Genomic DNA, 26790 nt, shown 5'->3' on the forward strand with positions numbered 1-26790 from the left:
GCTGCCTATTCCGTACCTGCGGGCTGCTGGGCCTTTTCGCCGGGTTTGAGGCAGCGCAGCACGCGGGCGGGCGAACCGGCGGCAAGGCAGAAGGGCGGCACGTCGCGCGTCACCACGCTGCCCGCGCCGATAATCGCGCCCTCGCCGATGTTCACGCCTTTGAGAACAAGACAGTTCATGCCAATCCAGGCGTAGTCGCCGATGCTCACGGGGCGGTCGCCCTCCATGCCGGGGTTTGTGGCGCGGGCCTCGGGCGGCCAGTGGGCGTGAAAGTCCGAATCAACCACAACGCAGTTGGGGCCAACCATGACCTGACGCCCAAGCCGTATGACCGTGGAGCGGGCAGTGATGGAAGTGCCGCTCAGCTGGCAGCCGGGGCCGATCTCTATGCCCGCCCCCGGGCCAAAGGTGCGCAGCCGCACCGGGGCGTACAGTGCGGCTGCCGTGGCGCGCCGCCATGATGAGACAAGGCTTGCGCCAGCGCCGATGCGCATGCTGCTGCCCGGCCAGCGCAATAGCCCCACCGGACCGTGGGCCGTCACGCCGGTCTCTACACGCACGCCAAGGGCCAGAGCCTTGAGGCGCAGGCGCAGGGTTCCCCAAAACGCGCCGTTGACGCGCATGATCTGCAGACACAGGTAGCTTATGACGTTGGAGGGGGTGAGCCCCCGCTCCAGGGCTTTTTTCAGCATGCTCATGGTGGTTCCATGGTTGTCGTTGCGAATGGCGGCGACCTGTGGGCCGCCTGCGCAGCATTATGCCAGAGTCGGACCGCATGGTCGAGCAGAGCCGCAACGTCCTGCCTCCCGCGCCTGCCTGGGTGAGCTGCGGCCATCCGCCGCCAGCATTGCTGACGGCTGGGTGGCGAGGTGTACGTTGAAGGCAAATCGCTTTCTGCGCCCGCAACATCATGGCAGGGTTCAATATTCGGCGAAGCGCTGTTTAACCAGGTTGGAACAGCCAATATCCTTGACGCCAGCAAGCGGCGGAAGTAAATTGAAATTGAATGTTGTTTTTAAAAGGATGGTGGAGATATTATGGATTCAGTCATTCCGCTTACTTCCCTCAAGGTGGGCGAGCTGGCCCGCATCGTGAGCATCAACGCCAAGGGCGAGCTTGCACGGCGAATCCGCGACATGGGCCTTGGATCGGGCATGCCCGTTTCTGTAGTTGGCTATGCGCCCCTGCGCGACCCGCTGGCCCTGCGCTGCGCAGAGGTCACCATCGCCCTGCGTCGCAGGGAGGCCGGGGCCATCATGGTGCAGACAGTGGTGTAAAAGGGAATTTGCTAGATCTGCCCTTAGAATTTTCAGGTTTCCTTATATACAAAGAACACCACCTTTTGAAGACTGATAAGGGTGGTGTTTTTTGTCTGATGACAAATTTGAAGGCCTAATTAACAGGTAGAAATTATTTCAAGAAGTGGCTTGAAATCATTAGAGGGGCATGTAATTATATAGATGTAAATATTTAAGGGGGAAGTTATGGAAAATAAGTTAATTTTTTCAACATTTGAGCTGTATGTTGATAATGTAGAACTGGCTAAGTCTGCGGTTAATGGAAAGGATGTAGACCTAGGTATTAAGACTACGATAAGCGCTGATAACCAAAAATGCATGAAAACGTACGTTGGTCTCAGAGGCGAGTATATGTTTATGAGTCTCTACGAAGGGCGTTTTTTGCCATTATCGTCGACGGTATTCAATAGAGAATTAAATTCTGAGCAACCAAATTCTCGTACCGAGGCAGAAGCTGAATGGAACTCTCAAACGTACGGGGTATATAATTTTAAAAATAAAATTTTGTACATATCTAATATAAATAAAAAATGTTTTTTTGAATTGATTATTAAAGATAGGATTCTAAAGAATGATGGCGCGAATGTGATGATTTCAAATATATATAAGGATGTTGATACCTTCGTAAAGGAAATTTCCAAGGCGGATAAAATTGTTTTTGCTAGAAAAAATGCTGATCAAGTGAGTCTTTTTTCTGATCCAGATCAATTTGATCCAAAGTGGTCTGTTGGGGCGGAGTCATTTTCTGTCGAGTTGAAATATAGTAAAATAAAAGTATTCAGAGAAAAAGTTTTTGAATTTTGGAATCTTGCAAAGAAGAAAGAAATATCTAATCTGATTTGTATTGGATGCGGAGATGATAATTTGGAGAAGGTTTTTAAGATTGATAAGTTTATTGAAAAAATAAGTGTAGATGTGCAAAAGAACGAGCGCGGACTTTACGAAGATGATTTAGTCTTTTCAACGTTAGTTAGTAGCTTTGAATCATGAAGATTAAATATATCCTTTGGTTAATCATTCTATTTTCTTTCGATGGTACGCTTTCTATTTCGTCAATTCGATCAGATGTCATTGTGTTTATATCAATAGTTTTTGGCTTTTATGTGTCTACTTTTACATATATTATTTTTTCACCATTGGCGAAGAAACTTTATGCAGCATCGAATAAAGGGGCATTGACGACTGAATTTCATAAGGTCATACAAGTATACAAAAAGTCTATATTATTAAACATTTTAACAATTATTATGTTGCTATTCTATTGCCAGATACATAATATTTTTTTGGTTAACTTGTGTAGGATTTTGTCAATCAAAGCTATAACTGTCGCCAGTAACTCTGTTTATATTGGGATTATTGTCTATAACGTAATGTACTTTTTGGACATTCTTAATGTTAATATTAATTTTTCAATTCTTAATATAAAAAATTCCCATCAAACGAAGTAACGTCATTATAAATAAAAAATTAGGATAGCCCAAATACGCAGGTGCGGTTGCGGCCTGCGGCCTTGGCCTGGTACAGGGCTGCGTCTGTCTGGCGTACCAGCAGCTGGCCTTCTTCCTGCTGATCGGAGGTGGGCGCGATGCTGCTCACGCCCAGGCTTACCGTCACAAAGGCGCTTACCAGCGAGGCCGGGTGGGGCAGCTGCTCGCGGGCGACCTCCTTGTGGACGCGGGCCGCCACGGCCTGCGCCGTTGCTGCGTCCGCGCCGGGCAGCAGCAGGGCGAATTCTTCGCCGCCGTAGCGGGCGCAGGTGTCTGTGGCGCGGGCGGCCCGGCTCATGGCCGCAGCAACGCGGCGCAGGCACTGGTCGCCTGCCTGGTGGCCAAGGCTGTCGTTGTAACGCTTGAAGGTATCCACATCCAGCATGATAAGCGCCACGGGCGAATGGTTTTCGCGGGCCTGCGCCCAGAGGACGCGCAGCTTTTCGTCAAAGGCGCGGCGGTTGCCCACGCCGGTCAGGCCGTCCACCAGCGACATCTTTTGAAAATGGTCGTGCTCCGAGGCCAGTTTTTGCGAGCGCACCGTGGCGAGTGAAAGGTATGTGCCGAGATTTTCGAGCGATGCGGCAATGTTGCCAAGCTCGATGATGAAGCTGCGCCTGGGCGGCTGACTGGCAGCCCCTGTGCCCAGCTGGTTGAGAAAGGCCATGATGCCTTGCAGAGGCCGGGCAAGGTGCAGCCGCAAAAGCCCAAACAGCGTTACCAGCCCCGCGCCAAGCAGCAAAAAGCCCAGGAGCAGGCTGTTTTCGAACTGATGCGCTAGGGTTGCGGTGCGTTGCAGCTGCAACAGCATGTCGTCCGTGGCGGGCTGTCGGGCGGCGATCTCGGCTATGCCTGCCTCAAGCTTTGCCAGCGACGCATCGACCAGGGCGGCGTCGACTACGGGCGTCGTGTCCCCATCGCTCTGCCGGGCGGCGGTCAGGGCCGCGCGGGTTTCGTGCAGGCGCTCCTGCAGCGTCGTGTCGGCCTTTTTACGGGTTTCGGCCAGAGCCATAAAGGCCCCGTATGTTTTTGTACCCGCCACGCTCATTTCACGCGTCATGCTCATAAAATAAAAAAAGCTGGCCGTGAACAGCAGGGCCATGACGGTCAGACCCAGTGCAAGGTATGCGCGTATGCCCATGCCGGATACGCGTTCTGTAGTGTCGGACATTTACAAGCCCATCCCCAAAAAACGGTATGTCTGGTACACGCCAACAGCCATGCCAAAGGCCAGCAGCGTATTGAACGCAATGCTGAAGGCCACCCACTTCCAGCTGCCCGATTCCTGCCGGATGACAACCAGGGTGACAAAGCAGGGCGCGTACAGCATGACAAAAATCAGCAGGGCCAGAGCCGTGCCCTGATTCCACGAGGGGTCGCTGCGCAGCAGCTCCGCCAGCGACGCGGGGTCTTCAGGGTCTTGCGCGCCCAGCGCGTAGGCTGTGCCAAGAGTGGAGATGATGGCCTCCTTGGCGGCAATGCCGCCGATAAGGGCCACGTCGGTGCGCCAGCTAAAGCCCGCATAGACGGTTACGCCTTCAAGCCATGTGCCGAGGCTCCCCGCCAGGGTGCGGCGCAGGCGCTCCGCCTCCAGCTCTTCCTGCACTTTTGCCCGCGAGTTTTCATAGAGGTCGCGCGACTGGTCGGAAATATCTTCTCTTTCAATGCGAGCGCTCAGGCGGGCGATTTCGTTTTCGTAGGGGAGCGCCGTCTCAGGATCCAGCGCGGGAAAGGTCATGGCCGCCCAGATGAGCATGGCCAGAGGAACAAGCACTGTGCCCGCTTTTTTCAGGTACATCCAGGTGCGCTCCCAGCAGTGGATGCATATTCCGCGCAGGGTGGGCATGCGGTAGGGGGGCATTTCCATGACCAGCGGCGTGGCCTCGCCGCGCAGCACGGTTTTGCGCAGCAGCAGGGCCACGCAAAAGGCCAGAACCCATGAGAGCATGATGACGGCAAACATCATGTTGGCTGCGTTGCGCGGAAAAAACGTGCCCACAAGCAGCAGGTACACGGGCAGTTTTGCGCCGCAGGCCATGTAGGGCAGGGTGAGCATGGTGGCCAGTTTTTCCTTGGGGCTGCGCATGGTGCGCGTGGCCATGACGCCGGGTATGGCGCACCCCCCGGCGATGCCCCCGGAAATGATGTAGGGCATCACAGAGGCCCCGTGCAGACCGAAAAACTGGAACACGCGGTCGGCAATGTAGGCCATGCGGGCCATGTAGCCGCTGTCCTCCACAATGGCTATGAGCGCAAACATGATGAGCACCAGCGGAACAAAGCTGAGCACCCCGCCCACCCCGGCAATAACGCCGTCCACCAGCAGCGAGGCAAACAGCCCGTCGGGAAGAGCCCCCCGCACCTGGCCCGCCAAGGCGCTGAACGCGCCCTCAAGCCAGCCCTGGGGGTATGAGCCAAGAACAATGGTGATCTGAAACATGGCGTAGAGCACGCCCAGCATGATCAGCGCGCCCCAGACGGCGTGGGCCAGCACCCTGTCCAGCCGGTCTGAAAGGCTCAAACGGTGACGGTCTCCGGTTTTGACAATGCACGCTGCCGCCACCTGACGCACAAAGCAGCTGTGTCCGTCGGCAATAATGCCTTCTGTGTCGCGTCCTATGCTGCGCAGCTCGTCCTGCACAAACCGGCGCACCTGCGCCATGTCGGCTGCAAGGTCGGCATCCGCCTTTTGCAGGGCGGCAATGGCCTCGGCGTCGTCCTGCAACAGGTTGAGGGCCAGCCAGCGCGGGGCGCAGTGCCCGTAGGGCGACGCTGCAAGGCCGGGGCTTGCGGCTATGCGGTGTTCCATGGTTTCCAGGATGGGGTCCAGCAGCGGGCCGTAGCTTATGCGCAGGGCTTGCCCGCCGCCAAAGGGCGGGGCGTCGTCGGCCCCCTGAGTCGTCGCGCCGTTGGCCGGGGCGTCCAGCGCAGCCTGCCGCGCAGCGGAGAGCGCCTCGCGCAGACCGTTGCCCGCCGTGCCCACCGTGGGCAAGGCGCTTGCGCCCATAAGCTCCGAAAGCCGCAAAAAATCAATGCTGATGCCCGCCGCGCGGGCTTCGTCCATCATGTTGCAGGCTATAACCACAGGCAAACCCATCTCGCGCAGCTGGGCCGTGAGCAGCAGCCCGCGCTCAAGAATGCCCGCGTCCACCACATTGATGACCGCCTGCACCGCTCCGCCCAGCAGCACATTGCGGGCGACCACCTCCTCCTGCGAATAGGCCGAGAGCGAATACGCGCCGGGCAGATCAACCAGGATGATCTCCTGCCCCTCATGGCGGATGAAGCCCTCCTTTTTTTCCACCGTCACGCCGCTGTAGTTGCCCACATGCTGGTGCGCACCCGTAAGCGCGTTGAAAACCGTGGTTTTGCCGCAGTTTGGGTTGCCCGCGATGGCCAGCCGCAGCGAATAGGCCAGACCGCCAATGAGCGTACGTGCATTGCCGCCGCGCAGCTCTGCAGTCTCTGAGAAGGATTCCGGCATGCTTTGCGCTCCTGTCTGTGCCGCGCCGGAGCAGGCCGGTGAGGCTGAAATTCGAATGGAATTGAAATTTATTTTCAAAAAGGAATGAAGTCAAGCCTCCGGTGGGCCAGCCAGTTACGGCAGCCCCATGTTGACTTGCGCCGCATAAAGAATAAAGTATGCATATACATGAAACGCGGAGCCCACATGCAACTGCCTTGTCTTTTTCTTGAAGTCCGAAAAGCGGAGCGCCAGTTATCCTGGCTTTATGGAAAATGCCTTGGGCAGAACAATCTGCGCATCACTCAATATGGCCTTTTGCGGGCCATTGCCGGGCTGGCGGAGCCTTCCATCACCGAAATAGGCCGGATACTGGGCATTGATCAGACAACAGTGACCCGCAATGTGGACAAGCTGGAGCAAGCCGGTCTTGTCGTCTGCGGGCACCCGCTGACGGACTCGCGAAAAAAGATCGTGAGGTTGACACCCTTTGGCGCGGACAGCCTTGAAAAGGCGCACCCCCTCTGGGGGGAGGCGCAGCAGCGCGTAGTTGCGGGATTGGGGGACAAGGATGTCCAGGAGCTGCTGAGGTTGCTGGCAAAGGTGAGCAGCATAGCGGAGACGGACTGCGACTAGTCCGTCCGCATGTCTGGAGCCGGGCGGATTGTTGTGCACGTATAATCATGTATATACATATAAATTAACAGGCAAGGAGATGCCATGCGTAAAGTAGTTATTACAGGTTTCGGAGTCGTATCTTCGTCTGGAAATGATGCGGAAACCTTGTGGAAGAATATCAGTTCTGGAAAATCAGGCATCAGGTATATTGACGATCCGTTGTTTGACGACGCTCCTGTACGCATCGCCGGTAAGGTAGACGATTTTTGTGCGGAAGAGTATCTGGGCGCAAAGGATGCCAAAAAATACGATAAATTTATCCAGTTTGCTGTTGCGGCGGCGATGCAGGCCGTGAACATGTCTGGCCTGGAGCTTGCGGGGCTGGATGCGGAACGGGCTGGCGTATATGTGGGATCAGGCGTCGGCGGCATAGAAACGGTCATGAGAAATTACGAAGCCTTTCTTGCCAAGGGGGCCCGCCGGGTTTCGCCGTTCATGATCCCTACCATGATCAGCAACATGGCCTCAGGCGTTGTTGCCATCAAAACAGGCTTCAAGGGGGCAAACTTTGCGCCCGTGTCCGCCTGCGCCACGGCCAACAACGCCATTGGCGAGGCTTTTTTGAGCATTGCCCATGGCCATGCGGACGTTATGCTCGCGGGTGGCAGCGATGCGGGCATACAGCCGTTTTTGCTTGCGGGCTTTGCCAGCATGAAGGCCCTGTCCACGCGCAACGATGCGCCGGAGCAAGCCAGCCGTCCCTTTGACTGCGGGCGGGACGGGTTTGTCATGGCCGAGGGGGCTGCCGTGCTCCTGCTGGAAGAAGAAGCTCACGCCCTGCGCCGTAATGCGGCCATTTTGGGCGAGGTGACCGGCTATGGGGCAACCTGCGATGCGGGGCACATCACCTCGCCTGATTATACGGGTGCTGCGCGGGCCATGCAGGCCGCCATCAGTCAGTCCGGCGTTGCAGCCGACGCCATTGGCTATATCAACGCCCACGCCACCGGTACAAAGGAGGGCGACCGCTCTGAGGTCAAAGCGATCAGAGACGTCTTTGGCGACAGCCTGAAGGCGACAAGGGTCAGCGCCACAAAATCCATGACCGGCCACCTCTTTGGGGCGGCTGGCGGCATAGAGGCGATCATCTCCCTGCAGGCCCTGCGCAACGGCATGCTGCCGCCGACCATAAATCTGGATGCGCCGGATGAAGAGTGCGACATCCCGCATATCCGCAACGAGGCCATAGCGACGGATACTCGCTACGCCCTGTCAAACGCGTTTGGTTTTGGCGGGCATAATGCTTCCATTGTCTTTCGAAAATACGACCAATAGCCTGTAGCGCGACAAGGCCCGGCTTTTGCCGGGCCTTGTCGCGTAAAATGGCGTGCGCTCCTTAGCTTTCTTCCTGCAGGGCGGAGCGGATGCGGCATACGCCGCAGCGGTCGCCAGACGACGTTGGGTAGCCGCACTCTGTGCAGGGGGCCAGTTCCAGCCCCTCTTCGGCTTCGCGGCGGGCGAACACGGGCCGTCCGCGCGACAAAAAGCCCTGATAAAAATCAAGCTTGCGGCCCGGCATGGCCGCCTCGAGGTTCTGCATCAGCCCCTTGAGCGTGGTAAAGCTCGCGCCGGGGCTGTAGGGGCAGGGGGCGTAGTGGTTTTCAATGCCCATAAGAAAGGCGTAGTTGGCCGTTTCAAACTCCGAGAGCCGCCACAGGGGTTTGACCTTGCGCGAAAAGCCGTGCTCGCTTTCAAGGCGCGGCCCCTGGTCTGAAAGATAGGACGTATCCCAGCGCAGGGTGTTGCTGAACAGACGTGCCACCTCGTCGTCGAGGTTGTGGCCTGTGGCCAGCGCGTCAAAGCCCTCGTCCAGCGCAACCTTGTTGAAGTAGTGGCGTTTGATCTTGCCGCAGGCCGAGCAGATGGGGCGGTGCAGCCGTTCTTTTACCAGCGGGATGGGCAGCCCCTCGGCAGCCATCTCCTTGATCATCAGCTTGAGGCCGTGCTTGACGCAAAAGCGCTCGACCACGCCCCTGGCCGCTGCGGACGAAACCGGAATACCCAGATCGATGTGCAGGCCGGTGACGTTGTACCCCTGGCGCGAAAGCTCAAGCATGAGCGCCAGCGAATCCTTGCCGCCAGAAAGGGCCACCAGCACCCGCTCGTCGCGGGTAAACAGCTTTTGGCCCTCGATGCCTCGCTCCACCTGGCGGGCAAAAAAATCCTTGTAGCAGTCGGGGCAAAAGGCGGCGTTGTGGCTGCGCAGAGCCACCACGGCCTCGGCTTTACATATTTTGCATTTCATACGGTTCCTGTATGTGTTTGCAGTGCTGTCCCGCGCGCGGGCCACAGATTGCGGTCTGGCGCAGGGTGTGCAGTGTCGGGGTTAGTGTTGCTCCGCCGTCCGGGGCATTGGGTGGCTGTTTTTTTCAAGCCAGCCGAGCTGTCCGCACCAGTCTTCGTGTCGGGCGCAGACGGCATCGGCAAAAGATTCGTGGCTCAGCCCAGCCAGCAGCGCCTCGCCAGCGCTCACAAGGTCCTGGCGCAGGCGGGCGTCGGTCATGACGTTGATCATGGCCTCGGCCAGCGACTGGGGGTTGTTTTCTTCAAACATGCAGGCTGCTGCCGGCGCGGCCAAAAGCCGCTGCGCGTGCAGGTCGCTTTGCCCGCAGATCACCGGCATGCGGGCGGCAATGCCCGCGCCAAGGGTTTCGGGCAACTCGTCCGGCGCGGAGCCGGGGGCTATCCATGCGTGGCAGGTCCGCAGCAGCGGGGGCAGCTCCTGCTCGTTAAGCAGGCACAGGCGCGTCTGTACGCCCAGTGATTCCGCCTCGTCCAGCACTTCCTGAAAACGCGGGCCACCACCAGCAGCGCGCACCTCCCAGCGGGGCAGGTCGCGGCGTTGCCATATGGCCGCCATGGCCCTGATGACAATGTTTGTGCCCGAGCGCGGGGTAAGGGCGTCGCCCATGCAAAAAATAAACCGCCGGTTTTCGTCAGCCGCGCTTGCCTGCCATGCCGGGGCGGGCTCAAAGCCCTCAAGGCTCATGCCCGGCGCGACCTGCACAAGCGTGTCGCCCGCAAGGGGCAGGCTGCGGTTTTTGGGGCCGCGCCAGGCGGTTTCACCTGCCGTGATGCCCGCAGCTTTGGCAATGCGCTCCTGCACGTGGTTTGAACCGCACAAAATTTTGTGGGCAGCCAGCATGCCCTTGCCCGTGCACACCTCGGCATGCGGCGGGCGCAGCAAAAAGGCGTGGCTCAGCAACGTGGTCTTGGGCGGGCGCATGGCAAGCACGCGGCGGCCTGCGGCCATGCCGCTTTCGCCAAAGGTCTGCACCAGCAGGTACTTGTGCCGCCGTTGCCACAGCCACAGGCGCATAACGTCCAGAGGGCCGCCAGCGGCCAGCGTCGGCAGGTTGAGGGCGGCGGCGCGCCTGTGCAGGCGCGAATTTTTTGCGCACAGCAGCATGGGCGCCAGCCTGCCTCCGTCGCGCATGGCCGAGGCCAGGGCCAGGGCGTGGTCTTCTTCCAGCCGGGCTGCGCGCATGGGCGCGCCCTGTTCTGTCCATCGACGCTGCTCTTCGGGTGAAGGCGGGCCTTCTGTGGTCTGTTGCAGCGCAACAAGCAAAACACGCATCAGATGGGCGCGCCTTTTTTCAGCATATAGTCCAAAAGAACATCCTTGAGCCACAGGGCCACAGGGCCGGGCTTGCCAGCCTGCGCACCCTGCCCCACGGGCTTGCCGTCAAAGTGGGTAATGCCCACGCACAGGGTGGAGCTGGTGAAAAGCAGCATCTCGCGGGCCGTGGAGATGGCGGCCTTGGGAATGGGCATCTGCACCACGGGCATGCGCTGCGCGGCCACGTCCATGGCTGCCAGCAGGGTTGTGCCGGGCAGGATGCGCCTGATCTCGGGGCAGAGCAGGCGGCCCTGAGCGTCCACAAGGCCCACGTTGGCCACGGCGGCCTCGCCCATGATGTCGTTTTCGTCAAAGGTTACGGCAATATCCATGTTTTTTTGACGGGCTTCCATGGACATGAAGACATTGGGCAGATAGTTGGTGTTCTTGATGCGGGCCAGATATTCCTGCTTGGGCGGGATGGCGCTGGTAAATGCCGTAAAGCCCTTGGCGTACAGTGCCTCGGTGGGCAGTGTCTTTTTGAGGGCCACAATGTACAGGCCTGCCTGCGGGCATTCGGCGGGCGAAATGCCAAAACCGCCGGGGCCACGGCTTAAAAAGACACGCAAATCGCCGTTGTCCACGCCTGCGGCCCGGGCCACGTCGACAATGCGCTGGCGCACATCGTCCCACGGGCAGGGCGGCGTGATGGAGAGGGCCGCCGCGCCGTCCACAAGCCGGGCCAGATGCGCCTCGAGGCCAAAAATTGTGCGCTGACGAAAGCAGATGCTTTCAAACAGCCCGTCGCCGCGGTGACAGATGTGGTCGTCAAGGGGCAGCAGCAACAGGTGCGCGTCGGTGCAGATGTGCCCAACGCGGTGGTCATAAAAGGCGAGAACCTGCTCCGAACCCGGACGGGGTGCGGCAAGCAGGGCCTTGAGGTAGGTTTCAGCGTCCACAGCTTTCACTGTAAAAGCCTCCAGGCGTCCAGGCGCGCGGGTTTATGGCAAACCCGCGCGCCCATTGGGCCTATTTCAGAAACACGTTCTTGTCGGTCACACGCAGCAGGTTGCGCTTGATCAGTTCTTCGCCGATCTGCACGGCGTTGAGGGCAGCGCCCTTGCGCACGTTGTCCGCGACGATCCAGAGGTTCAGGCCATTTTCAATGGTTTCGTCCTCGCGGATGCGGCCCACGTAAGTATCGTCTTCACCCACGCAGTAGGCGGGCATGGGGTACATAAGCTCGCGCGGGTTGTCGAACACGCGCACGCCGGGAGCCTGCGACAGCATGACGCGGGCGTCCTTGGCGGTGACTTTTTCTTCGGTTTCAATGTTGACCGACTCGGCGTGGCAGTAAAACACCGGCACGCGCACGCAGGTAGCCGTAACCTTGACCGAAGGATCTTCAAGAATCTTGACGGTTTCGTGAACCATCTTCATTTCTTCCTTGGTGTAGTCGTTTTCAAGGAAGATATCGATATGCGGCAGTGCGTTAAAGGCAATGCGGTAGGGGTAGGTCTTGCACTCGGGGTCGCGCCCGTTGAACAGGTCGCGTACCTCGCGCTCGAGCTCTTCAATGCCTTTTTGCCCGGTACCGGAAACCGCCTGATAGGTTGAAACCACAACGCGCTTGATCTTGGCTGCGTCGTGCAGGGGCTTGAGCACCACCAGCATCTGGATGGTCGAGCAGTTTGGGTTGGCAATAATGCCGCTGTGGGCCTCAAGGGCATGGGCGTTGACCTCGGGCACGACCAGAGGGCAGCGGTCGTCCATGCGCCATGCTGCGGAATTGTCCACAACCACGCAGCCGGCGTGGGCAGCATGCGGAGCGAATTTTTGCGAAGTGCTGCCGCCGGCGGAAAAAATGGCCAAATCAATGCCCTCAAAGACATCTTCTTTAAGCTCTTGCACGGTCAGCTCTTTGTCGCCAAAAGGCACTTTGTTGCCCGCAGACCGGGCAGACGCAAAAGCGCGAATTTCAGTGGCGGGAAAGTCCCTTTCGTGCAGGGTCTTGAGCATTTCACGGCCTACGGCGCCTGTGGCGCCTACAACGGCTACAGTCAGCTTCTTGCTCATGGTATTTCGCTCTCCTTGGGCGATGGGCGGCGGCGCGATGCCTCCAAAAAGGTGAGCGCGTACTATATCTGGCAAAAGAGCAAATGTGAAGGGCGCGAGGTCCTTGCAATGGCGCTGGATGGGGCTTTTTTGCGGGAAATGCGTGCACTTTTGCGGGCGGCGCAAAAAAACAGCCCGCCGCAGGTGCGTTGCACTGCTGGGCTGCAATCTGCCAGAGATGATCCTGCCGGGAGCGGCCGGGAGCTGCCGGGGTTTGCTTGGTGCAGCCAGGCACCTTGGGGATGACTGGTGCTCTTGCCGCTGCGAGTCAGGGGGCTGGCCGAAAGAGTCTGAAAAAAAATAAAAGTGTTATGGGATGGGGTATGGGGGAGGGACCCTTTTGCAGCTACCCGGCGGGCGTACCATCGGGGCGTTTTTCTGGCCGCGTAGCGGGCCGCAAAATGGACAGCAGCGAAAGGGTCCCTTCCCCGCAAAACAAATCGTTGCGGGGTGACCTAGAATTCGAGGTTGCCGGGCGTGCGCGGGAAGGGGATAACGTCGCGTATGTTGGTGATGCCGGTCAGCATCATGAGCAGCCGCTCGAAACCCAGACCAAAACCTGCGTGCGGCGCGGTGCCAAAGCGGCGCAGGTCCATGTACCACCAGTAGTCTTCGGGGTTCTGCCCCAGCTCCTTGATGCGGGCCGTCAGGCGGTCCAGGCGTTCCTCGCGCTGCGAACCGCCGATAAGTTCGCCGATGCGCGGCACCAGCATGTCCATGGCGGCGACGGTTTTGCCGTCTTCGTTCTGGCGCATGTAAAAGGCCTTGATTTCTTTGGGGTAATCGTAGACGGCCACGGGCCTTTTAAAGTGTTCTTCGGCCAGGTAGCGCTCGTGCTCGGTCTGCAGGTCGATGCCAAAGGAAACGGGAAAGGCAAATTCCCTGCCGCATTTCTGCAGAATTTCCACGGCCTCGGTGTACGAAACGCGGGCAAAGGGTTCGGCCACCATGCCCTTGAGGCGGTCAATGAGGCCCTTGTCCACAAAGCTGTCAAACAGCTTGAGGTCGGCCTCGCAATGGCTCAGAGCGTGCTCGATCACGTGCCGGGTGAGGCTTTCTCCCAGCTCCATGAGGTCCTGCAGGTCGGCAAAGGCCATCTCCGGCTCGATCATCCAGAACTCGGCGGCGTGGCGCGGGGTGTTGGAATTTTCGGCGCGAAAGGTGGGGCCAAAGGTGTACACGCGGCCAAGGCCCATGGCCAGGGCCTCTGCCTCAAGCTGGCCGGAGACGGTCAGGTTGCACTGGCGGCCAAAAAAGTCGGCGGCCATGTCCTTGTTGCCTGGCTCAAGGCTGGTGACGCGAAACATCTCGCCCGCGCCCTCGCAGTCCGCCCCGGTGAGCACCGGCGTGTGCACCCACGAAAAGCGGCGGCCCTGAAAAAACTGGTGCACGGCCTGGCCAGCTTCGGAGCGGATGCGGAAGGTCGCGCCGTATTTGTTGGTACGCGAGCGCAGGTGGGCGATGGTGCGCAAAAATTCGTCGGAATGACGTTTTTTTTGCAGCGGAAAGGTCTCGGGATCGGCAAGGCCGAAAACCGTGACTCCCTGCGCCCGTATTTCCCACTGCTGCCCCTTGCCGGGCGAAGCAACAAGCTCGCCGGTAATACTGACGGCCGCTCCTGTGGCGGCCTGGTCAAGCCTCTGGTGGGCTTCGGTTCCGGCGTCCACAATGCACTGCATGTTGCCGAGGCAGGAGCCGTCATTGATCTCTACGAAAGAAAATTCCTTGGAGTCGCGGCGGGTACGTATCCAGCCGCAGATGGTGATTGAAGGCTGCGGTTCGGTTGCTGCAAGAGCGTCTATTATAAGGGTTCTTTGCATGACATATTCCTTGTAATGCGGCAATTTGCAGGCATTGTAGCCCTTACTGCGGCACATCTCAAGATGTGCCGCGGCGGGCAGACTATAGCTGCTGGCCGCGCGCTCTGGCTAAAACGCCCGTACCAGCCACGCCCCGGCAAACAGCAAGCCAATGCCCACGAGCCGCAGGGGCGAAACGGGGTGCTCCGGAAAGCCCACCAGGGCAAAATGGTCAAGCAGCACAGAGGCAGCCAGCTGGCCCGACAGCATCACGGCGGTCATGGTCGCCGCACCCAGCTTGGGGGCCAGAAAGATCGTGCAGCTTACAAAAATCGCCCCCAGCACACCCCCTGTCCACATCCACCACGGCACCGCCGAAAGCTGCGATAATCCGGGCCAGGTATGGCGCGAGGCCAGGCTGTACAGCCACAGGGCAACAGTGCCCACCGCAAAGGAAACAAGCGCTGCCTGCATGGGCTCGCCCAAAAAACGGCGCAAAAGCGTATTGATGCCCGCCTGCACGGGCAGGCAGCAGCCAGCCCCAAAGGCCAGCAGTAAAAGAATGTGCTTCATAAAAAATCCTTAAAATTGGTTCATGTGGTCTGGTTGCCGGTATTGCTGCAACAGCAAAATTTTGCAGCGCGCCAGCTAAAACTCCAGCCTGCTGGATATATGGCATTTTTTCAGTGAATGCATGCATAAATACGCACTTCACCTTTTTCTAAAGATTATATAGAATGGATCAAGGTCAGGAACAAATCAGTTTTCCGCTGGCCTACGCCTGGGCATTTGCCCACCAGCGATCAGCAGCGGGCATATTCTGGAATTGAGGGAATGGCATGAAAAAATTTGTTGGCGTTTTTACCCTGATATGCATTTTTGCGCTTGCTGGCGCGGCCTTTGCCGCAACCCCCCAGGCCGGAAAACCCGTGCAGGACAAGCCCGAAAAGACCGTTGACCGCGTTACCACCGTCAGCGTGTTGCTGGAAGGCACGGACAGCATCGGCGCGCGCCTTGGCACCAAGCTTAAGGAGCGCTTTAATCAGAGCAGCCTGTTTACCCTCAACGATGATGAAGAAAAAGACATTCCCAAGCTTTACGTGATGGTAAACACGCAGCCCGAATTTGCCGGCCGCCCCGCCGTGGGCTCGGTGTATTCTGTATGCTGGGTGTTCAAGCAGGGCCGTGGATACCTTGGTTACCTGCTGGCCCGCGATCTTGGCACGGTGAGCGTGGAAGATGTGGACGGGCTGGTGGACAAGCTGGTGGAACGTACCGACGGCATAGCCGCCAAATACAGCAGCTTGTGGAAGTAGCCCGGCTGAGGCCGGGACGCCAAGCCTCGGGGGGCGCGGCATACTGACAAAATTTTTTCTGACCGGTGGCGGCTTGCCGCTGCCAGGGGCACGCTTTGTACCGTTGCCCGATCTGGTCAAAGAGACAAACTTCCTTCAACCCCGCGCGCCGAAATTTTTGGCGCAAATCAAAGGGCCTCCCACGTGGCGGGGGGCCCTTTTTGCATGTCTGCGGCTTGCTTCGGTGCGCTTCATCGCGTCTTTGCCAAAATTCTGCCCCGGGCTGTCCGGCTTGTTTCGCCCGCCAGGGGCAAGGTCTGCATGCCTGTATCACATGTTCGGGCACGGATCTGCCCGCACGGGCTGGGGCACGGTCTATACGGGTCAGCTCTCGCCGGAATCTTCGCGGATATAGTGGGGGTCGTCCATGTCGCCCAGCCAGGGATCAGGCACTTCCTCATAAAAACAGTAGCGGTTTTTGCCCGCCTGCTTGGCCAGATACTGGGCATTGTCGGCGCGGTGCAGGGCCACGTCGTAAGAGGACTCCGAGCCGTCAAACAGGTAGATGCCGATGCTCGTGGTAATTTCAACGCGTTGGCCCTCGTGCTCCACAAACATATGAAGTTCTGTGAGCAGGGCTTCCGCCCGTTCCTGAAGCGCCTCGCGTGTGATGGCCCTGACGAATACGCAAAATTCGTCGCCGCCAAACCGCCCCACCGCATCGGCATTGCGAAAGATGTGCTTGATGGCCTCGCTGGCTTTCAGCAGCGTGGCGTCGCCCGTGACATGCCCAAAGGTGTCGTTGATCAGTTTGAAATTGTCCAGATCAAGGAACAGCAGGGCGTCTGTTCTGTCCTGCTGCGGTTTGACGGGCATGGCCGCGCATATCTTGTCGCGAAAGGCCGTCTTGTTGAGCAGGTCTGTGAGGCTGTCGCGCTGCGTGCGGCGCTCAAGCTCGGCGCGTCTGCGCACTTCTTCATCAATATCAACAATTTTTCCCACAAGGCGCAGGGGGGCGTCTGGCTTGCTGATGCGCGTGGCCTGCACGCGGCACCAGATATAGCGTCCCTCGGCGGTAGGTATGCGCATGACGGCAAAGGCCGTGGGCTTGCCGCTGCGTATGCGCCGCCTGAGCTCGTTGAGGGCGGGCAGATCGCGGGGGTGCACGATCTGCCGGTTGATCGGGCGTCCCTTTTCGTTGAACAGGGGTGTGGCCTCTCGGCCAAACTTGAGCAGAAAATTGGGCGAGCAGCGGAACTGGCGTTTTTCTGTATCCACATCAAAAAAGATGTCCTGTGACTGCTCAAGCAGAATGCGGTAGCGCTCTTTTTCCTGCTCCAGCTCCTCCTGCATGCGTTTTTGCTCGGTGATGTCCACCACAACGCAGTCAATGGAATCACTGCCTCCCTTGTCCCCCGTAAACGTGCCGCGCAGCAGCAGGGGCAGCCACGTGCCGTCCTTGTGCCGCAACCGCAGTTCCAGCATCCTGGTCAGGGGGCCGTCATGTTTTTCGGCAATCATGTCGAGCAGTTTTTGGGTGTCTTCGGCGTGCAGCAGATCTATGAGGTCGGTGGTTTCGGGGTTGTTGGCATCGTGGCCCAGCAGCTGCCAGAAGCCGTTGTTGGCGTCAAGTATGCGCAGCGGCAGTTGGGACGAAATGCTGATGACGCCGCCGTTGATGTTGTCGGCAATGTGGGCAAGACGCTGGTCGCTGGCCAGCTGGCTGTACATGTTTTTGCGGCGCAGGTGCAGGGCGTAGGCGACCAGCGCGGAGACAAAGAGCACGAGTTCGGCAATGATAATGAGCAGCGAGCGGTATTCGTACATCAGGTCCGAAACGGTAGGGGGCGTTATGGCTGCCGTGATGTTGTTGGAAATGATCTGGGTTCTGCTTTTCTCGTCAATGGTCAGCAGCAGGTTGTTCAGTATCCCCTGAAGAACATCCGGAAGAGCTGGCCTGATGATCAGGCGGATTTCCTCAAGGTCGGTGTAACCTGTGACGGGGTTGAAATCGGCGAAACGGGACGAGTTCATGAGGCTGTTGGCCACCATGGAACTACCCAGCACCGCGTCGGCCTCGCCACGCCCGGCTGCCGTCATGCAGTCTTCTTCACAGGGAAAGATGCGGGCGGCGGCCTGGGGAAAGATGCGGGCGGCGTAGCTTGCGGCGTTGTAGAGCGTTGCCGGTACCGCCACCCTGAAAAAGTCGGTGGAGGATATCTTTGTCTCGGGTTTGGCAAAAAGGTTGAGGTTGGCGCGCGCCAGCGGGGCTGTCAGACGCAGGGCCTTGTCCGATGGCGGGTCCGAAGCGGCAAAGGAGTCCAGCACCAGATCGAGCTTGTTGCCGGCAAAAACATCAGCGGTGCCGGCAGCCGATGCGTGACGGGGTTCAAAGATAAACTGCAGACCGCTGCGGGCGGAAGCGTCCCGCAAAATGTCGGGCAAAATGCCCCGGGCGTTGCCGGTTGCGGGGTCTTGCCACGAAAAAGGCTTGCGGTTGGGGGAATAACCCACGCGCAGGGCGTGGCGCTGGGCGATGTAGGCAAGCTCGGAGCGCGTCAGCGGCGTCTGGTACATGCGCGGCAGGTACTGACGCCCCAGCCGGTATTCCAGGTCGGGCTGCTCCATTTTAAGCTGCACCATGGCCTGCTCCAGCTCCTGCATAAGCGGGGTGTTTTGGGGCAAGGTTATGTAGTAAAAAGGCGTAAGCTTACATTTTAAAAGGATTTTTTCGTCATTTTGCAGTGAGAGCACGCTTTCGAGCAGCGCGTCCACCTGACCCGCTCGCATAGCCGCCCTCGCCTCGTCCCTGCCGGGGTACTCCGCCATGGCAGGCATGGCGACGTCGCGCTGCTGCATAAATGCAGCGAAGTCCTTGCGCCAGATGGCGTTTGGCAGTGCGCCCAAGCGCAAGTGCGAGATTTTGTCCAGATCGTCGTAGATCACCGGCGAATTGGCGGGGGCAATAATGGCGGTGTAGGATGTGCCGGCGGGGTACGCGCAGTAGAGATAATGCTGGGCACGCTCGGCGGAATGCAGGGCGGGCGTCGCGAGGTCAATTTTGCCGGAGTCCAGAGCCTGGAGGCTGGCGCTCCAGTCTTTCAGAACAACAAAGGTGACGTTCCAGCCGGTGTAGCGGGCCAGCTGCTCCAGCTGGTCAGGAATGTAGCCGGAAACTTTGCCGTTTTCGACCCTTGTAAATTGCGCTTGGGGGGTCAGCCCCACGCGCACGGTGCGCTGTTGCGCGGCATGACCCGATTGGACGGAAAAAACGGACAGGCACAGAAATACAGAGCAGAGCAGGACTGTAAGGGGGCGAACGTGCCTGTTGCTCATGTGCTGTACACCTACACTTGCGCCAGTTTAGTTTAGTCCGGCATCCGCAGCCGTGCAAAAAGTCGTGCGGCCAGAGCCTCAAGCACCCTGGCGGGGGTCACTCCGTAATTGAGAGCTTCCTGCGCTTCGGTAAACCACTGGCAGGCCGTTGCGCGGCCCGTGACGTGCAGCCGGGCCAGCACAGCATCCAGCGGGCGTGCCGGGTCATGACTGCCGGAGAGTATCCTGCTCATGGCCTTTTGGCAGCAGAGCAGCAGGCGCGTGGCTCCACTGCCGTCAATGGCTCCCTTGCCGGCAACCTTATCCAGAAAACCCTGCCCCTGAACAAGAAATTGCGCAAGCGCGTCTTCCCACGGCTGCATGTCTGTATCGTCCGCGTGGCTGTCGGGCCAGGGCAGGGTAAGACAAAACGACCGTGAAACGAGCGTGGGCAGCAGTTGCTCGCGTTGCGGCGCAAGCAGAACAAAAACAGAGGTTGCGGAGGGTTCTTCCAGAGCCTTGAGCAGCGCATTGGAAGCTTCGTCGCGGGTGAGGCTGAGCCCCATGAGCAGTACAACCCTGCGTCCCTGTCCGTGCGGAGCGTCGCGCAGGCGAACCTTGAGTTCGCGCACGCGCTCCATGTTAAAAGCACGGACAGGGCCAGGGTTTTCTTCGTCTTCCCGATTACTTATGCGTCCGTCATAAGCCGCCAGGTCAAGGTGCTCGCCAGCGGCTATCTGCAGGCACGAGGGGCAGGCCAGACAAGGCTTGCCCGTGGCGGCGGCCTGCGGGCAGTTGATACGGGCAGCCCAGTAACGCGCCGCATCCATGCGCTGGGCTTCGCTGCCGCCTTCCAGCAGCAAAACCTGCGGCGGGGCCGCGCCCAGATTGTCGAGCACGTCCTTCAGCCGGTCAAATGCTGCATCGGCTATGGCGGGCAGCAGGGTATCCATGACTTGCGGGCACGCCCGCTAGCGTACGATGGTCTGACGGCGGTCGGCACCAACCGAGATCAGCGAGACCTTTACGCCCGTCAGTTCTTCAATGCGGCCAATGTAGGCGCGCACCGTGTCGGGCAGTTCTTCAAAGGCGGCGCACTGGGTAATGTCTTCTTCAAAGCCGGGCAGTTCTTCGTACACCGGGGTTACGCTGCCGAGCGAGCATTCTTCCTGCGGCAGGTAGTTCAGGCGTTTGCCCTTGTATTCGTAGGCGACGCAGATCTTCAGCACCGGCAGGTTCTGCAGCACGTCAAGCTTGGTCAGGGCGATGTCCGTAAGCCCGTTGAGGCGCACGCTCTCGCGCAGCACCGCTGCGTCCAGCCAGCCGCAGCGACGGGGGCGGCCCGTGGTGGCGCCAAATTCATGCCCCTGGGTGCGCAGGTAGCTGCCCGTGTCGTCCAGCAGCTCGGTGGGGAAGGGGCCGGAACCCACGCGGGTGGTGTAGGCCTTTACAATACCCACGATGCGGTGCAGGGCCGAGGGCGCGATGCCGCAGCCTGCGGCCGCGTTGCCCGCCACCGTGTTGGACGAGGTGACAAAGGGGTAGGTTCCGTGGTCGATATCAAGATGGATGCCCTGAGCGCCTTCAAAAAGGATGTCGCCGTTTTCAGCCTGCGCTTCCTGCAGGCGTTCTTCCACCTCGGTGAGGTAGGGCACCAGGCGCGGGGCGAGGGCCAGCAGGTCTTCGCACACGGCGTTTTCATCAAGGGTGTCAAATTTGTAGAGGTCGCGCAGCAGAACGTTTTTTTCCTGCAGGGCGTGCGCAACCTTGGCGCGCACGAGGTCGGGATCGGTCAGATCGCCTGCGCGCAGGCCCACGCGTGCGGCCTTGTCTTCGTAGCAGGGGCCGATGCCGCGTCCTGTGGTGCCTATCTTGTGCCCGGCGCGTTTGGCTTCGCGCGCCTGATCCAGGCTTTTGTGGTAGGGCATGATGAGGTGGGTCTTTTTGCTGATGCCAAGACGGGCAGGCGAAACGTCTATGCCCCTGGCTGCAAGGTGATCCACCTCTTCAAGAAAGACGTGCGGGTCGAGCACAACACCATTGCCGATGAGGCAGATTTTGTTTTCGTGCAGGATGCCGGAAGGGATAAGGTGGAGGATGGTTTCCTCGCCCTGTACCTTGATGGTGTGACCAGCGTTGTTGCCGCCCTGAAAGCGGACGATAACGCGGCTTTGGGCGCTCAGCATATCAACAATCTTGCCCTTGCCCTCGTCGCCCCACTGGGCGCCGATGATGACCGTATTCGCCATGGTGTTACCTGCCTGCAATGCCGCCGCACGACGGCGGGTGATGTGGGCTGCGTTTATGCTCCGGACGCGACAGAACGACCGGAGGGATTTTACCCTACGGCCCCACTGCTTCGAAAGCGGGACGCAAAGCCTTTGATGGTACGTATCCCGTATGCAAGCGCAAGTCAAATGGCACGGCAGGGCCATTCGACGCGCAAGTCGTCAGTTTTTGGGTTCGGGCTCGTCGACGGGGTCCTGCCCGTCCAGTCGGGACGGCTTGAATTCCAGCACCCTGCACTTGCTGACGGCGGGGGCCTCATCCGGTCCTTCAAGCTCAAATTCCGGCATGGGATTGACCACGCGCTCAGGCTCCTTGCCCAGGGGCTGCGACTGCTTGGACCAGTGGTAGTTAAACAGCTGGTTTTTCCAGCGCTTGGCCTGGATAAGCGAAAAAATGAGCGTGGCTTCCTCCCACCTCTTGGTGGGTTCAAAGCGGCTGGCCGTAGTGGCGTATTTGCTCCACAACGACATAAGCGAGGCTTCGTCAATGGCGTCCAGTTGCTGGGCCAGCCTGACAAGCAGCTTTTCCATATTACCTCCCATGTAACAAGACACTGTAGTGTGCGCTTTATATTTCGTCAACGCGGGGGCCATGCGGGTTTGTCGGTATGCGGCGTCATGCTTGCCTGCGGCGCGTGTCGGGTGCCATGAGAATACACCTCCCGTGCCGGGAGCGCCGCCCTTCTTGCCTGGCGACAAATCCGTCCGCCCCGCAATGGGCGTATTTGCTGCAGCGCGGCGGATATACTTCTCAATCCAGCGCGGCTTGTCCGGGTGTACCCCCTGGTGCTCACGCGGCGAGTGCCGGTATTTTACTGTCCGCATACTCCCGCGTGCGTTACCGGCACCGTGCGAAAAGCCGCACCCGCCGCAGGCGGGAGAGAATCGGGGCTGGTTGTTTGGCGGGTTTTATGCTATGCGAAGGCCTCACATGACCGGCGAACATCTGGAGGCAAGCATGTCGGATCTCAAGTCCATGTACAGCACCGTCCACAAGGACGCTTTCCCTGACACCATGACCATCATTCTGGGCGATGAAAAACTCGTGTACCAAAAGCGCACCTGGACGCTGGACAACGAGGTAAAAGGCCTGCGCTACGGTGAAAACCCCGATCAGCCCGCAGCCCTGTACGCTCTTAAGGAAGGCTCCATCACCTGCGGCGGTCTGACCTGGCGCGGCCCCGGCAACGGCATTGTCTCGGCGCTCACCGAAAGCCAGATGATCCAGGCAGGCAAACACCCCGGCAAGACCAACCTCACGGACGTGGACAACGGGGCCAACATTCTGCAGTACCTCACCGAGCGCCCTGCGGCGGTGATTCTCAAGCACAATAATCCCAGCGGCGCGGCCTGGAGCAATGCAGGCGTTGCCGTTGCCCTTGAAAAGGCCTTCTGGTGCGACCGCATTGCCGCCTTTGGCGGCGCGGTGGTGGTCAACCGGCCCTTTACCCGCGAAGCCGCAGAAATTGTCGCCGCCAATTATTTTGAAGTGGTCGCCGCGCCCGCCTTTGAAGAAGGCGTGGTGGAAATTCTCAAGGGCCGTAAAAATCTGCGCATTATGGAACTGCCCGGTCTCGGTCGGCTTGAAGAACTGACCGGCTCGGCCTTTCTTGACATCAAGAGCCTGGCCGACGGCGGCCTCATCGTGCAAAAATCTTTTGTGAACAGCATCCGCGAGGCGGGTGATTTTCTGCCCGCAGCCGCCACCACCAAGGACGGCCTCTCCGTGGCCGCCCGCGCGCCCGGCAAGCAGGAGCTGGACGACCTGCGTTTTGCCTGGGCGGTGGAAGCCGGGGTTACCTCCAACTCCGTCATTTTTGTTCGCGACGGAGCCACCCTCGCCATCGGCACGGGCGAGCAGGATCGCGTGGGCTGCGTTGAGCTGGCCATCCACAAGGCCCATACCAAGTATGCCGACACGCTGGCCTTCCGCGAGCTTGGGCTGTCGCTCTACGAGCTCAAGCAAAAGGCTGCGTCTGATGCCGATATGGCCGCCAAACTGGCCGATATTGAAAGCCGTACCGAAGCCTCGCACGGCGGGCTTGCCGGTTCGGCCCTGGTTTCGGACGGGTTCTTTCCCTTCCGCGATGGCGTGGATGTGGCTGTTGCCCAGGGGGTCGCGGCCATCGCCCAACCCGGCGGCTCCATGCGTGATGCGGAGGTGATCATGGCCTGCAACGAGGCCAAGCCGCAGGTGGCCATGGTGTTTACGGGGCAGCGTTCCTTCAAGCACTAGCGGCGGTTTTTGTCCTCTGATGTTATCAGCGGCCCGGCCTGGCCCACGCAGTTTTGCTGCGTTGCCGCGCCGGGCCGCACGTCTTTGGCGTCAACAGGGCTGATTTTCGCAACATAGAACAGGGCCCAGCATGCAGCATTACGATTCGCCATCCTCGACAGCCGCGTCCAGCCCTTCCGCAAGGGCGGCTATGCCCCGGCTGTGCATCTCCGCGCTTTCGGGCGGCGGAGGTAAAACCCTGCTGTCCCTGGGCCTGACCCAGGCGCTGACCGCGCGGGGGCATGTGGTCAAGCCTTTTAAAAAAGGGCCGGATTACATCGACGCCGCATGGCTGACCATGGCGGCGGGCAGGGCCGCCACCAATCTTGACCCGTACATGCTTGAGCCAGAGCAGCTCAGGGCGCTGTTTGCGCACGCCATGCGCAAAACACGGGCGCAAACAGGCGCAGACGAGGTGCTTGGTGTCATCGAGGGCAACCGGGGGCTGTTTGACGGCATGGACGTGAGCGGGTCGTGCTCCACAGCCGAACTTGCGCGTACCCTTGCGTGCCCGGTTGTCTTCAGCCTCAACTGCACCAAAATGACCCGGACGGCGGCGGCTTTGGTACGGGGCATGACGACCTTTGAGCCGGGTCTGCAGTTTGCGGGCGTGGTGCTCAATCAGGTGGGCACAGCGCGGCAGGCAGACCTGCTGCGCAAGGTTATCGAAGAATACACCGACGTGCCCGTGCTGGGCGTGCTGCCGCGTCTGGAAAAAAATCCGCTGCCTGAGCGTCACATGGGCATTGCCTCGTGCGGCGACGCGCTTTCGCCGCAGGCCCGCGCCGTGCTTGAAACGCTGGGCTCATTTGTGGCCGGGCACATTGATCTTGCACGCGTTATGGACGCAGCGCGTGCCTGCGCTGACCTTGAGGCGGCTGACGGCGTGGATCTGCTCGAACCGGCGTCGGTTACGGTTGGGGGCGGCGCTGCCGGAGCATCCGAACCCGCGTCTCAGAGCCGCGCAGCCGGGACGACGCAGCCTGCATCGCTGCAAGGGTTTTGCGTCGGGGGGGGCGAGACCTGCGCAGAGGCTGCCAGCCGGGTTTGCGCCGTCCGGCGTCCGCGCATCGCCTATGTGCGGGACAGCGCCCTGTGGTTTTATTATGAAGAAAATCTTGAAGCCCTTGAGCGTGCAGGAGCCGAGCTTGTGCGGCTCGAAATCGCGGGGCGGGGTGCAGCACTGTGGCCGGAGCTGCGCGGCGCGTCGCCGCAGGGCGGCTGCGGCGAAATCGACGGTTTGTACCTCGGCGGCGGGTTTCCCGAGGACTGCGCGGAGCAATTGAGTGCGTCGCCGCATATGCGCACGCTGGCGGTCTGGGCCGAAGCCGGGTTGCCCATTTATGCGGAATGCGGCGGCTTTATGCTGCTGTCGCAAGGCATAGAGCGCGAGGGCAGGCTGTGGCCCATGAGCGGCATTTTCCCCGTGGTGGCCCAGTTTTGCGGCAAGCCTCAGGGGCTCGGTTACGTGCGGGGAACCGTAACGGCTGAAAATCCTTTTTTCCCGCTGGGTATGGAAATTCTCGGGCACGAGTTCCATTATTCCCGCTGCCGCTGGCAGGGCGCACCGCCACCGCACGGTTTGCTGCTGCACAAGGGGCAGGGGATGGGCGGTTGTCAGGGGGAGGTCTCCATTCGCGGGCAAAACCTCGACGGGCTTTTGCACCGCAACGTGTGGGCCTCGTACACGCACATTTTTGCTCTGGCCGTTCCGTGCTGGGCGAGCAATTTTGTAGCGGCGGCCAGGCGTTTCGCCCAAGAGGCTGACTGCCAGAGGAAATTGTGATGGTGGAAACTACGCGCGTTTCGGTGATTATTCCTGTCTGGAATCTCTGGGACATGACAGAAACCTGCCTGCGTTCGCTTGCGCAGCATTCCGCCGGTGAACATCTGGAAGTGGTGGTGGTGGACAACCATTCCACCGACGCCACCGCCTCAGAACTTGAACCCCTGGGCAAGGCCCTGTTTGGCGAGTTGTTTGCGGCCGTGCGCATGCCCGAAAACGTGGGCTTTGCCAAAGGCTGCAATGCCGGCGCGCGGGTCGCCAACGGCGACCTGCTGTTTTTTTTGAACAACGACACCACTCTCACCCCCGGCTGGCTGCCGCCCCTGCGCGAGGCCATGGCCGACGCCAGGGTGGGCGCTGCGGGGCCGCTGCTGCTGTACCCTGACGGAACAGTGCAGCACTGCGGCATCTATATCTCCCCATTCAATACTGTTGGGCATCTCTACGAGCACCTGCCCGGCACTTTTGCGGCCGCCCGCAAAAACCACCCTCTGCAGGCCATAACCGGGGCGGCCATTATGCTGCGCAAAGGGGAGTTTGCCGATTGCGGCGGCTTCCACGAGGAGTACCGCAACGGATTTGAAGACATCGACCTGTGCTTTGCCCTGCGCGCCCGAGGGCTGAAGCTGCGCGTTGAGAGCCGCAGCGTCGTGTATCATCATACAAGCAGCACACCTGGCCGCTTTGCGCACGATGTGCAAAACAGCGCAGTGCTCTTGCAGCGCATCGGCACGGCCATACGGCCGGACGAGCACATCCTGGCGGGCCTTGACGGCTATCGCCTGTGCATTGGCCCTTCGCTGGCAACATGGCTGGAGTTGCCGGAGGAGCGCCAGCAACGTTTTAATGAGGAATTTGGCGGAAGCGCCTTTGACAGCGCGGCCTGCCAGGCCCTGTTGCACAGGGAACCGCTGTGGCTCGACGGCTGGTTGCTGCTGGCCGCGCACCTTGCCTCAGAGGGGAATATTGCGGCGGCCATCAGCACGCTGAACCATTGCCTGCGTATCATGCCCGCTCCCAAGGTTTACGGGCAGATGCTGCACCTTGCCCGGGATGCGCATCTTGCGGAGGAAATGCTGGCTGATCTGGAGGCCGAGCGTGCGGGGCGCGATTTGCCAGTGGCGAAAATTCGCGTGCAGCAGGCACGCCGCGCTGCGTACGCCCGCAACGATACCGGTCTGGCGCAGTTGCTGGGCGACTGGCTTGTGCGGTACGCGCGCTGAGCTGGTCGGTTGCGGCAATGCTAGCCGCTTGCGGCTGGCCGTAGGGTGCGAAAAGCAGGAGGCGAAAACAGGGTGCGACGGTCATCAACGCGCCAGCATGCCGACTGGCGGCCTGACGAGGTTTATCGCGGCGGATTGACGGACAAAATAAGAAACGCGGCCAGGCCGATAACGTACGGTATTTTTCGCACATTGAAAAAATAGAAGTA

The 26790-nt window shown here is 59.8% G+C and carries 21 protein-coding genes; 8 read left to right on the forward strand and 13 right to left on the reverse strand.

The window, feature by feature from the left end; genetic code table 11:
• Positions 1-5: 5 nt before the first annotated feature.
• Positions 6-698, reverse strand: coding sequence for an acyltransferase (locus DDIC_RS00760; RefSeq protein WP_136398680.1), 693 nt, complete (start codon positions 696-698; stop codon positions 6-8).
• Between the two features lie 339 nt (positions 699-1037).
• Between DDIC_RS00760 and DDIC_RS00765 the strand changes: the two genes are divergently transcribed.
• Together DDIC_RS00765 and DDIC_RS00770 are read left to right on the forward strand one after the other, a co-directional pair.
• On the forward strand, positions 1038-1277 hold the full coding sequence (locus DDIC_RS00765) for a FeoA family protein (RefSeq protein WP_136398681.1): 240 nt from the start codon (positions 1038-1040) through the stop codon (positions 1275-1277).
• Between the two features lie 207 nt (positions 1278-1484).
• Positions 1485-2288: a hypothetical protein gene (locus DDIC_RS00770; RefSeq protein ID WP_136398682.1), complete on the forward strand. Its 804-nt coding sequence runs from the start codon at positions 1485-1487 to the stop codon at positions 2286-2288.
• A 477-nt stretch (positions 2289-2765) separates the two neighbouring features.
• Here the strand turns inward: DDIC_RS00770 and DDIC_RS00775 are convergent, their stop codons facing one another.
• Together DDIC_RS00775 and feoB are read right to left on the reverse strand one after the other, a co-directional pair.
• Positions 2766-3956, reverse strand: coding sequence for a GGDEF domain-containing protein (locus DDIC_RS00775; protein ID WP_136398683.1), 1191 nt, complete (start codon positions 3954-3956; stop codon positions 2766-2768).
• Positions 3957-6269 carry a ferrous iron transport protein B gene (feoB, locus tag DDIC_RS00780; RefSeq protein ID WP_136398684.1) on the reverse strand — a complete coding sequence of 771 codons (2313 nt, stop codon included), beginning with the start codon at positions 6267-6269 and terminating at the stop codon, positions 3957-3959.
• Between the two features lie 186 nt (positions 6270-6455).
• On the opposite strand from feoB, the gene DDIC_RS00785 reads away from it, so the two are divergent.
• Both DDIC_RS00785 and fabF read left to right on the forward strand, forming a co-directional pair.
• Positions 6456-6884, forward strand: a complete 429-nt coding sequence (locus tag DDIC_RS00785) for a MarR family winged helix-turn-helix transcriptional regulator (protein ID WP_168732430.1) — start codon at positions 6456-6458, stop codon at positions 6882-6884.
• An 84-nt stretch (positions 6885-6968) separates the two neighbouring features.
• Complete coding sequence (gene fabF / locus DDIC_RS00790) at positions 6969-8201, forward strand: beta-ketoacyl-ACP synthase II (RefSeq protein WP_136398686.1); 1233 nt, start codon at positions 6969-6971, stop codon at positions 8199-8201.
• Between the two features lie 61 nt (positions 8202-8262).
• On the opposite strand, the gene DDIC_RS00795 is transcribed toward fabF, so the two are convergent.
• The 6 genes from DDIC_RS00795 to DDIC_RS00820 all read right to left on the reverse strand — a co-directional run bounded on the left by DDIC_RS00795 (position 8263) and on the right by DDIC_RS00820 (position 14972).
• On the reverse strand, positions 8263-9171 hold the full coding sequence (locus DDIC_RS00795; protein WP_136398687.1) for an ATP-binding protein: 909 nt from the start codon (positions 9169-9171) through the stop codon (positions 8263-8265).
• An 81-nt stretch (positions 9172-9252) separates the two neighbouring features.
• Complete coding sequence (locus DDIC_RS00800) at positions 9253-10503, reverse strand: glycosyltransferase (protein WP_136398688.1); 1251 nt, start codon at positions 10501-10503, stop codon at positions 9253-9255.
• A complete protein-coding gene (locus tag DDIC_RS00805; protein ID WP_136398689.1) occupies positions 10503-11453 on the reverse strand; it encodes an aminotransferase class IV in 951 nt (316 codons plus the stop codon). The genes DDIC_RS00800 and DDIC_RS00805 overlap by 1 nt, the downstream gene beginning before the upstream one ends.
• Before the next feature lie 61 nt (positions 11454-11514).
• A complete protein-coding gene (locus DDIC_RS00810; protein WP_136398690.1) occupies positions 11515-12561 on the reverse strand; it encodes an aspartate-semialdehyde dehydrogenase in 1047 nt (348 codons plus the stop codon).
• Between the two features lie 494 nt (positions 12562-13055).
• Positions 13056-14420, reverse strand: a complete 1365-nt coding sequence (gene asnS / locus DDIC_RS00815; protein WP_136398691.1) for an asparagine--tRNA ligase — start codon at positions 14418-14420, stop codon at positions 13056-13058.
• 108 nt (positions 14421-14528) lie between these two features.
• A complete protein-coding gene (locus DDIC_RS00820) occupies positions 14529-14972 on the reverse strand; it encodes a DMT family transporter (RefSeq protein ID WP_136398692.1) in 444 nt (147 codons plus the stop codon).
• Positions 14973-15238: 266 nt separating this feature from the next.
• On the opposite strand from DDIC_RS00820, the gene DDIC_RS00825 reads away from it, so the two are divergent.
• On the forward strand, positions 15239-15715 hold the full coding sequence (locus DDIC_RS00825; RefSeq protein ID WP_136398693.1) for a hypothetical protein: 477 nt from the start codon (positions 15239-15241) through the stop codon (positions 15713-15715).
• Between the two features lie 363 nt (positions 15716-16078).
• Here DDIC_RS00825 and DDIC_RS00830 read toward each other — a convergent pair whose 3' ends face one another.
• The 4 genes from DDIC_RS00830 to DDIC_RS00845 form a co-directional block, all read right to left on the reverse strand.
• Positions 16079-19030: a diguanylate cyclase domain-containing protein gene (locus DDIC_RS00830; protein WP_136398694.1), complete on the reverse strand. Its 2952-nt coding sequence runs from the start codon at positions 19028-19030 to the stop codon at positions 16079-16081.
• Between the two features lie 32 nt (positions 19031-19062).
• Complete coding sequence (locus DDIC_RS00835; RefSeq protein WP_136398695.1) at positions 19063-19962, reverse strand: DNA polymerase III subunit delta'; 900 nt, start codon at positions 19960-19962, stop codon at positions 19063-19065.
• An 18-nt stretch (positions 19963-19980) separates the two neighbouring features.
• A complete protein-coding gene (locus DDIC_RS00840) occupies positions 19981-21258 on the reverse strand; it encodes an adenylosuccinate synthase (RefSeq protein WP_136398696.1) in 1278 nt (425 codons plus the stop codon).
• 201 nt (positions 21259-21459) lie between these two features.
• Positions 21460-21828 (reverse strand): hypothetical protein, encoded by a 369-nt coding sequence (locus tag DDIC_RS00845; protein WP_136398697.1) that lies wholly within the window; start codon positions 21826-21828, stop codon positions 21460-21462.
• A 427-nt stretch (positions 21829-22255) separates the two neighbouring features.
• Here DDIC_RS00845 and DDIC_RS00850 point away from each other — a divergent pair, with 427 nt between their 5' ends.
• From DDIC_RS00850 to DDIC_RS00860, 3 genes are all read left to right on the forward strand, one after another.
• Positions 22256-23533 (forward strand): IMP cyclohydrolase, encoded by a 1278-nt coding sequence (locus tag DDIC_RS00850; protein ID WP_136398698.1) that lies wholly within the window; start codon positions 22256-22258, stop codon positions 23531-23533.
• A gap of 130 nt (positions 23534-23663) precedes the next feature.
• Positions 23664-25358 carry a cobyrinate a,c-diamide synthase gene (locus tag DDIC_RS00855; protein WP_136398699.1) on the forward strand — a complete coding sequence of 565 codons (1695 nt, stop codon included), beginning with the start codon at positions 23664-23666 and terminating at the stop codon, positions 25356-25358.
• Positions 25358-26581, forward strand: a complete 1224-nt coding sequence (locus DDIC_RS00860) for a glycosyltransferase family 2 protein (protein WP_136398700.1) — start codon at positions 25358-25360, stop codon at positions 26579-26581. Before DDIC_RS00855 ends, DDIC_RS00860 begins: the two co-directional genes overlap by 1 nt.
• Positions 26582-26790 lie beyond the last annotated feature (209 nt).

The organism is Desulfovibrio desulfuricans, assembly GCF_004801255.1.
In the GTDB taxonomy this organism is placed as follows: Bacteria; Desulfobacterota; Desulfovibrionia; order Desulfovibrionales; family Desulfovibrionaceae; genus Desulfovibrio; species Desulfovibrio desulfuricans_C.

Excerpts from the sequence above, each read along its gene's own strand:
- DDIC_RS00760 (WP_136398680.1), bottom strand. The coding sequence starts at position 698 with ATGAGCATGCTGAAAAAAGCCCTGGAGCGGGGGCTCACCCCCTCCAAC.
- DDIC_RS00765 (WP_136398681.1), top strand. The coding sequence starts at position 1,038 with ATGGATTCAGTCATTCCGCTTACTTCCCTCAAGGTGGGCGAGCTGGCC.
- DDIC_RS00770 (WP_136398682.1), top strand. The coding sequence starts at position 1,485 with ATGGAAAATAAGTTAATTTTTTCAACATTTGAGCTGTATGTTGATAAT.
- DDIC_RS00775 (WP_136398683.1), bottom strand. The coding sequence starts at position 3,956 with ATGTCCGACACTACAGAACGCGTATCCGGCATGGGCATACGCGCATAC.
- feoB (WP_136398684.1), bottom strand. The coding sequence starts at position 6,269 with ATGCCGGAATCCTTCTCAGAGACTGCAGAGCTGCGCGGCGGCAATGCA.
- DDIC_RS00785 (WP_168732430.1), top strand. The coding sequence starts at position 6,456 with ATGCAACTGCCTTGTCTTTTTCTTGAAGTCCGAAAAGCGGAGCGCCAG.
- fabF (WP_136398686.1), top strand. The coding sequence starts at position 6,969 with ATGCGTAAAGTAGTTATTACAGGTTTCGGAGTCGTATCTTCGTCTGGA.
- DDIC_RS00795 (WP_136398687.1), bottom strand. The coding sequence starts at position 9,171 with ATGAAATGCAAAATATGTAAAGCCGAGGCCGTGGTGGCTCTGCGCAGC.
- DDIC_RS00800 (WP_136398688.1), bottom strand. The coding sequence starts at position 10,503 with ATGCGTGTTTTGCTTGTTGCGCTGCAACAGACCACAGAAGGCCCGCCT.
- DDIC_RS00810 (WP_136398690.1), bottom strand. The coding sequence starts at position 12,561 with ATGAGCAAGAAGCTGACTGTAGCCGTTGTAGGCGCCACAGGCGCCGTA.
- asnS (WP_136398691.1), bottom strand. The coding sequence starts at position 14,420 with ATGCAAAGAACCCTTATAATAGACGCTCTTGCAGCAACCGAACCGCAG.
- DDIC_RS00820 (WP_136398692.1), bottom strand. The coding sequence starts at position 14,972 with ATGAAGCACATTCTTTTACTGCTGGCCTTTGGGGCTGGCTGCTGCCTG.
- DDIC_RS00825 (WP_136398693.1), top strand. The coding sequence starts at position 15,239 with ATGAAAAAATTTGTTGGCGTTTTTACCCTGATATGCATTTTTGCGCTT.
- DDIC_RS00830 (WP_136398694.1), bottom strand. The coding sequence starts at position 19,030 with ATGAGCAACAGGCACGTTCGCCCCCTTACAGTCCTGCTCTGCTCTGTA.
- DDIC_RS00835 (WP_136398695.1), bottom strand. The coding sequence starts at position 19,962 with ATGGATACCCTGCTGCCCGCCATAGCCGATGCAGCATTTGACCGGCTG.
- DDIC_RS00840 (WP_136398696.1), bottom strand. The coding sequence starts at position 21,258 with ATGGCGAATACGGTCATCATCGGCGCCCAGTGGGGCGACGAGGGCAAG.
- DDIC_RS00845 (WP_136398697.1), bottom strand. The coding sequence starts at position 21,828 with ATGGAAAAGCTGCTTGTCAGGCTGGCCCAGCAACTGGACGCCATTGAC.
- DDIC_RS00850 (WP_136398698.1), top strand. The coding sequence starts at position 22,256 with ATGTCGGATCTCAAGTCCATGTACAGCACCGTCCACAAGGACGCTTTC.
- DDIC_RS00855 (WP_136398699.1), top strand. The coding sequence starts at position 23,664 with ATGCAGCATTACGATTCGCCATCCTCGACAGCCGCGTCCAGCCCTTCC.
- DDIC_RS00860 (WP_136398700.1), top strand. The coding sequence starts at position 25,358 with ATGGTGGAAACTACGCGCGTTTCGGTGATTATTCCTGTCTGGAATCTC.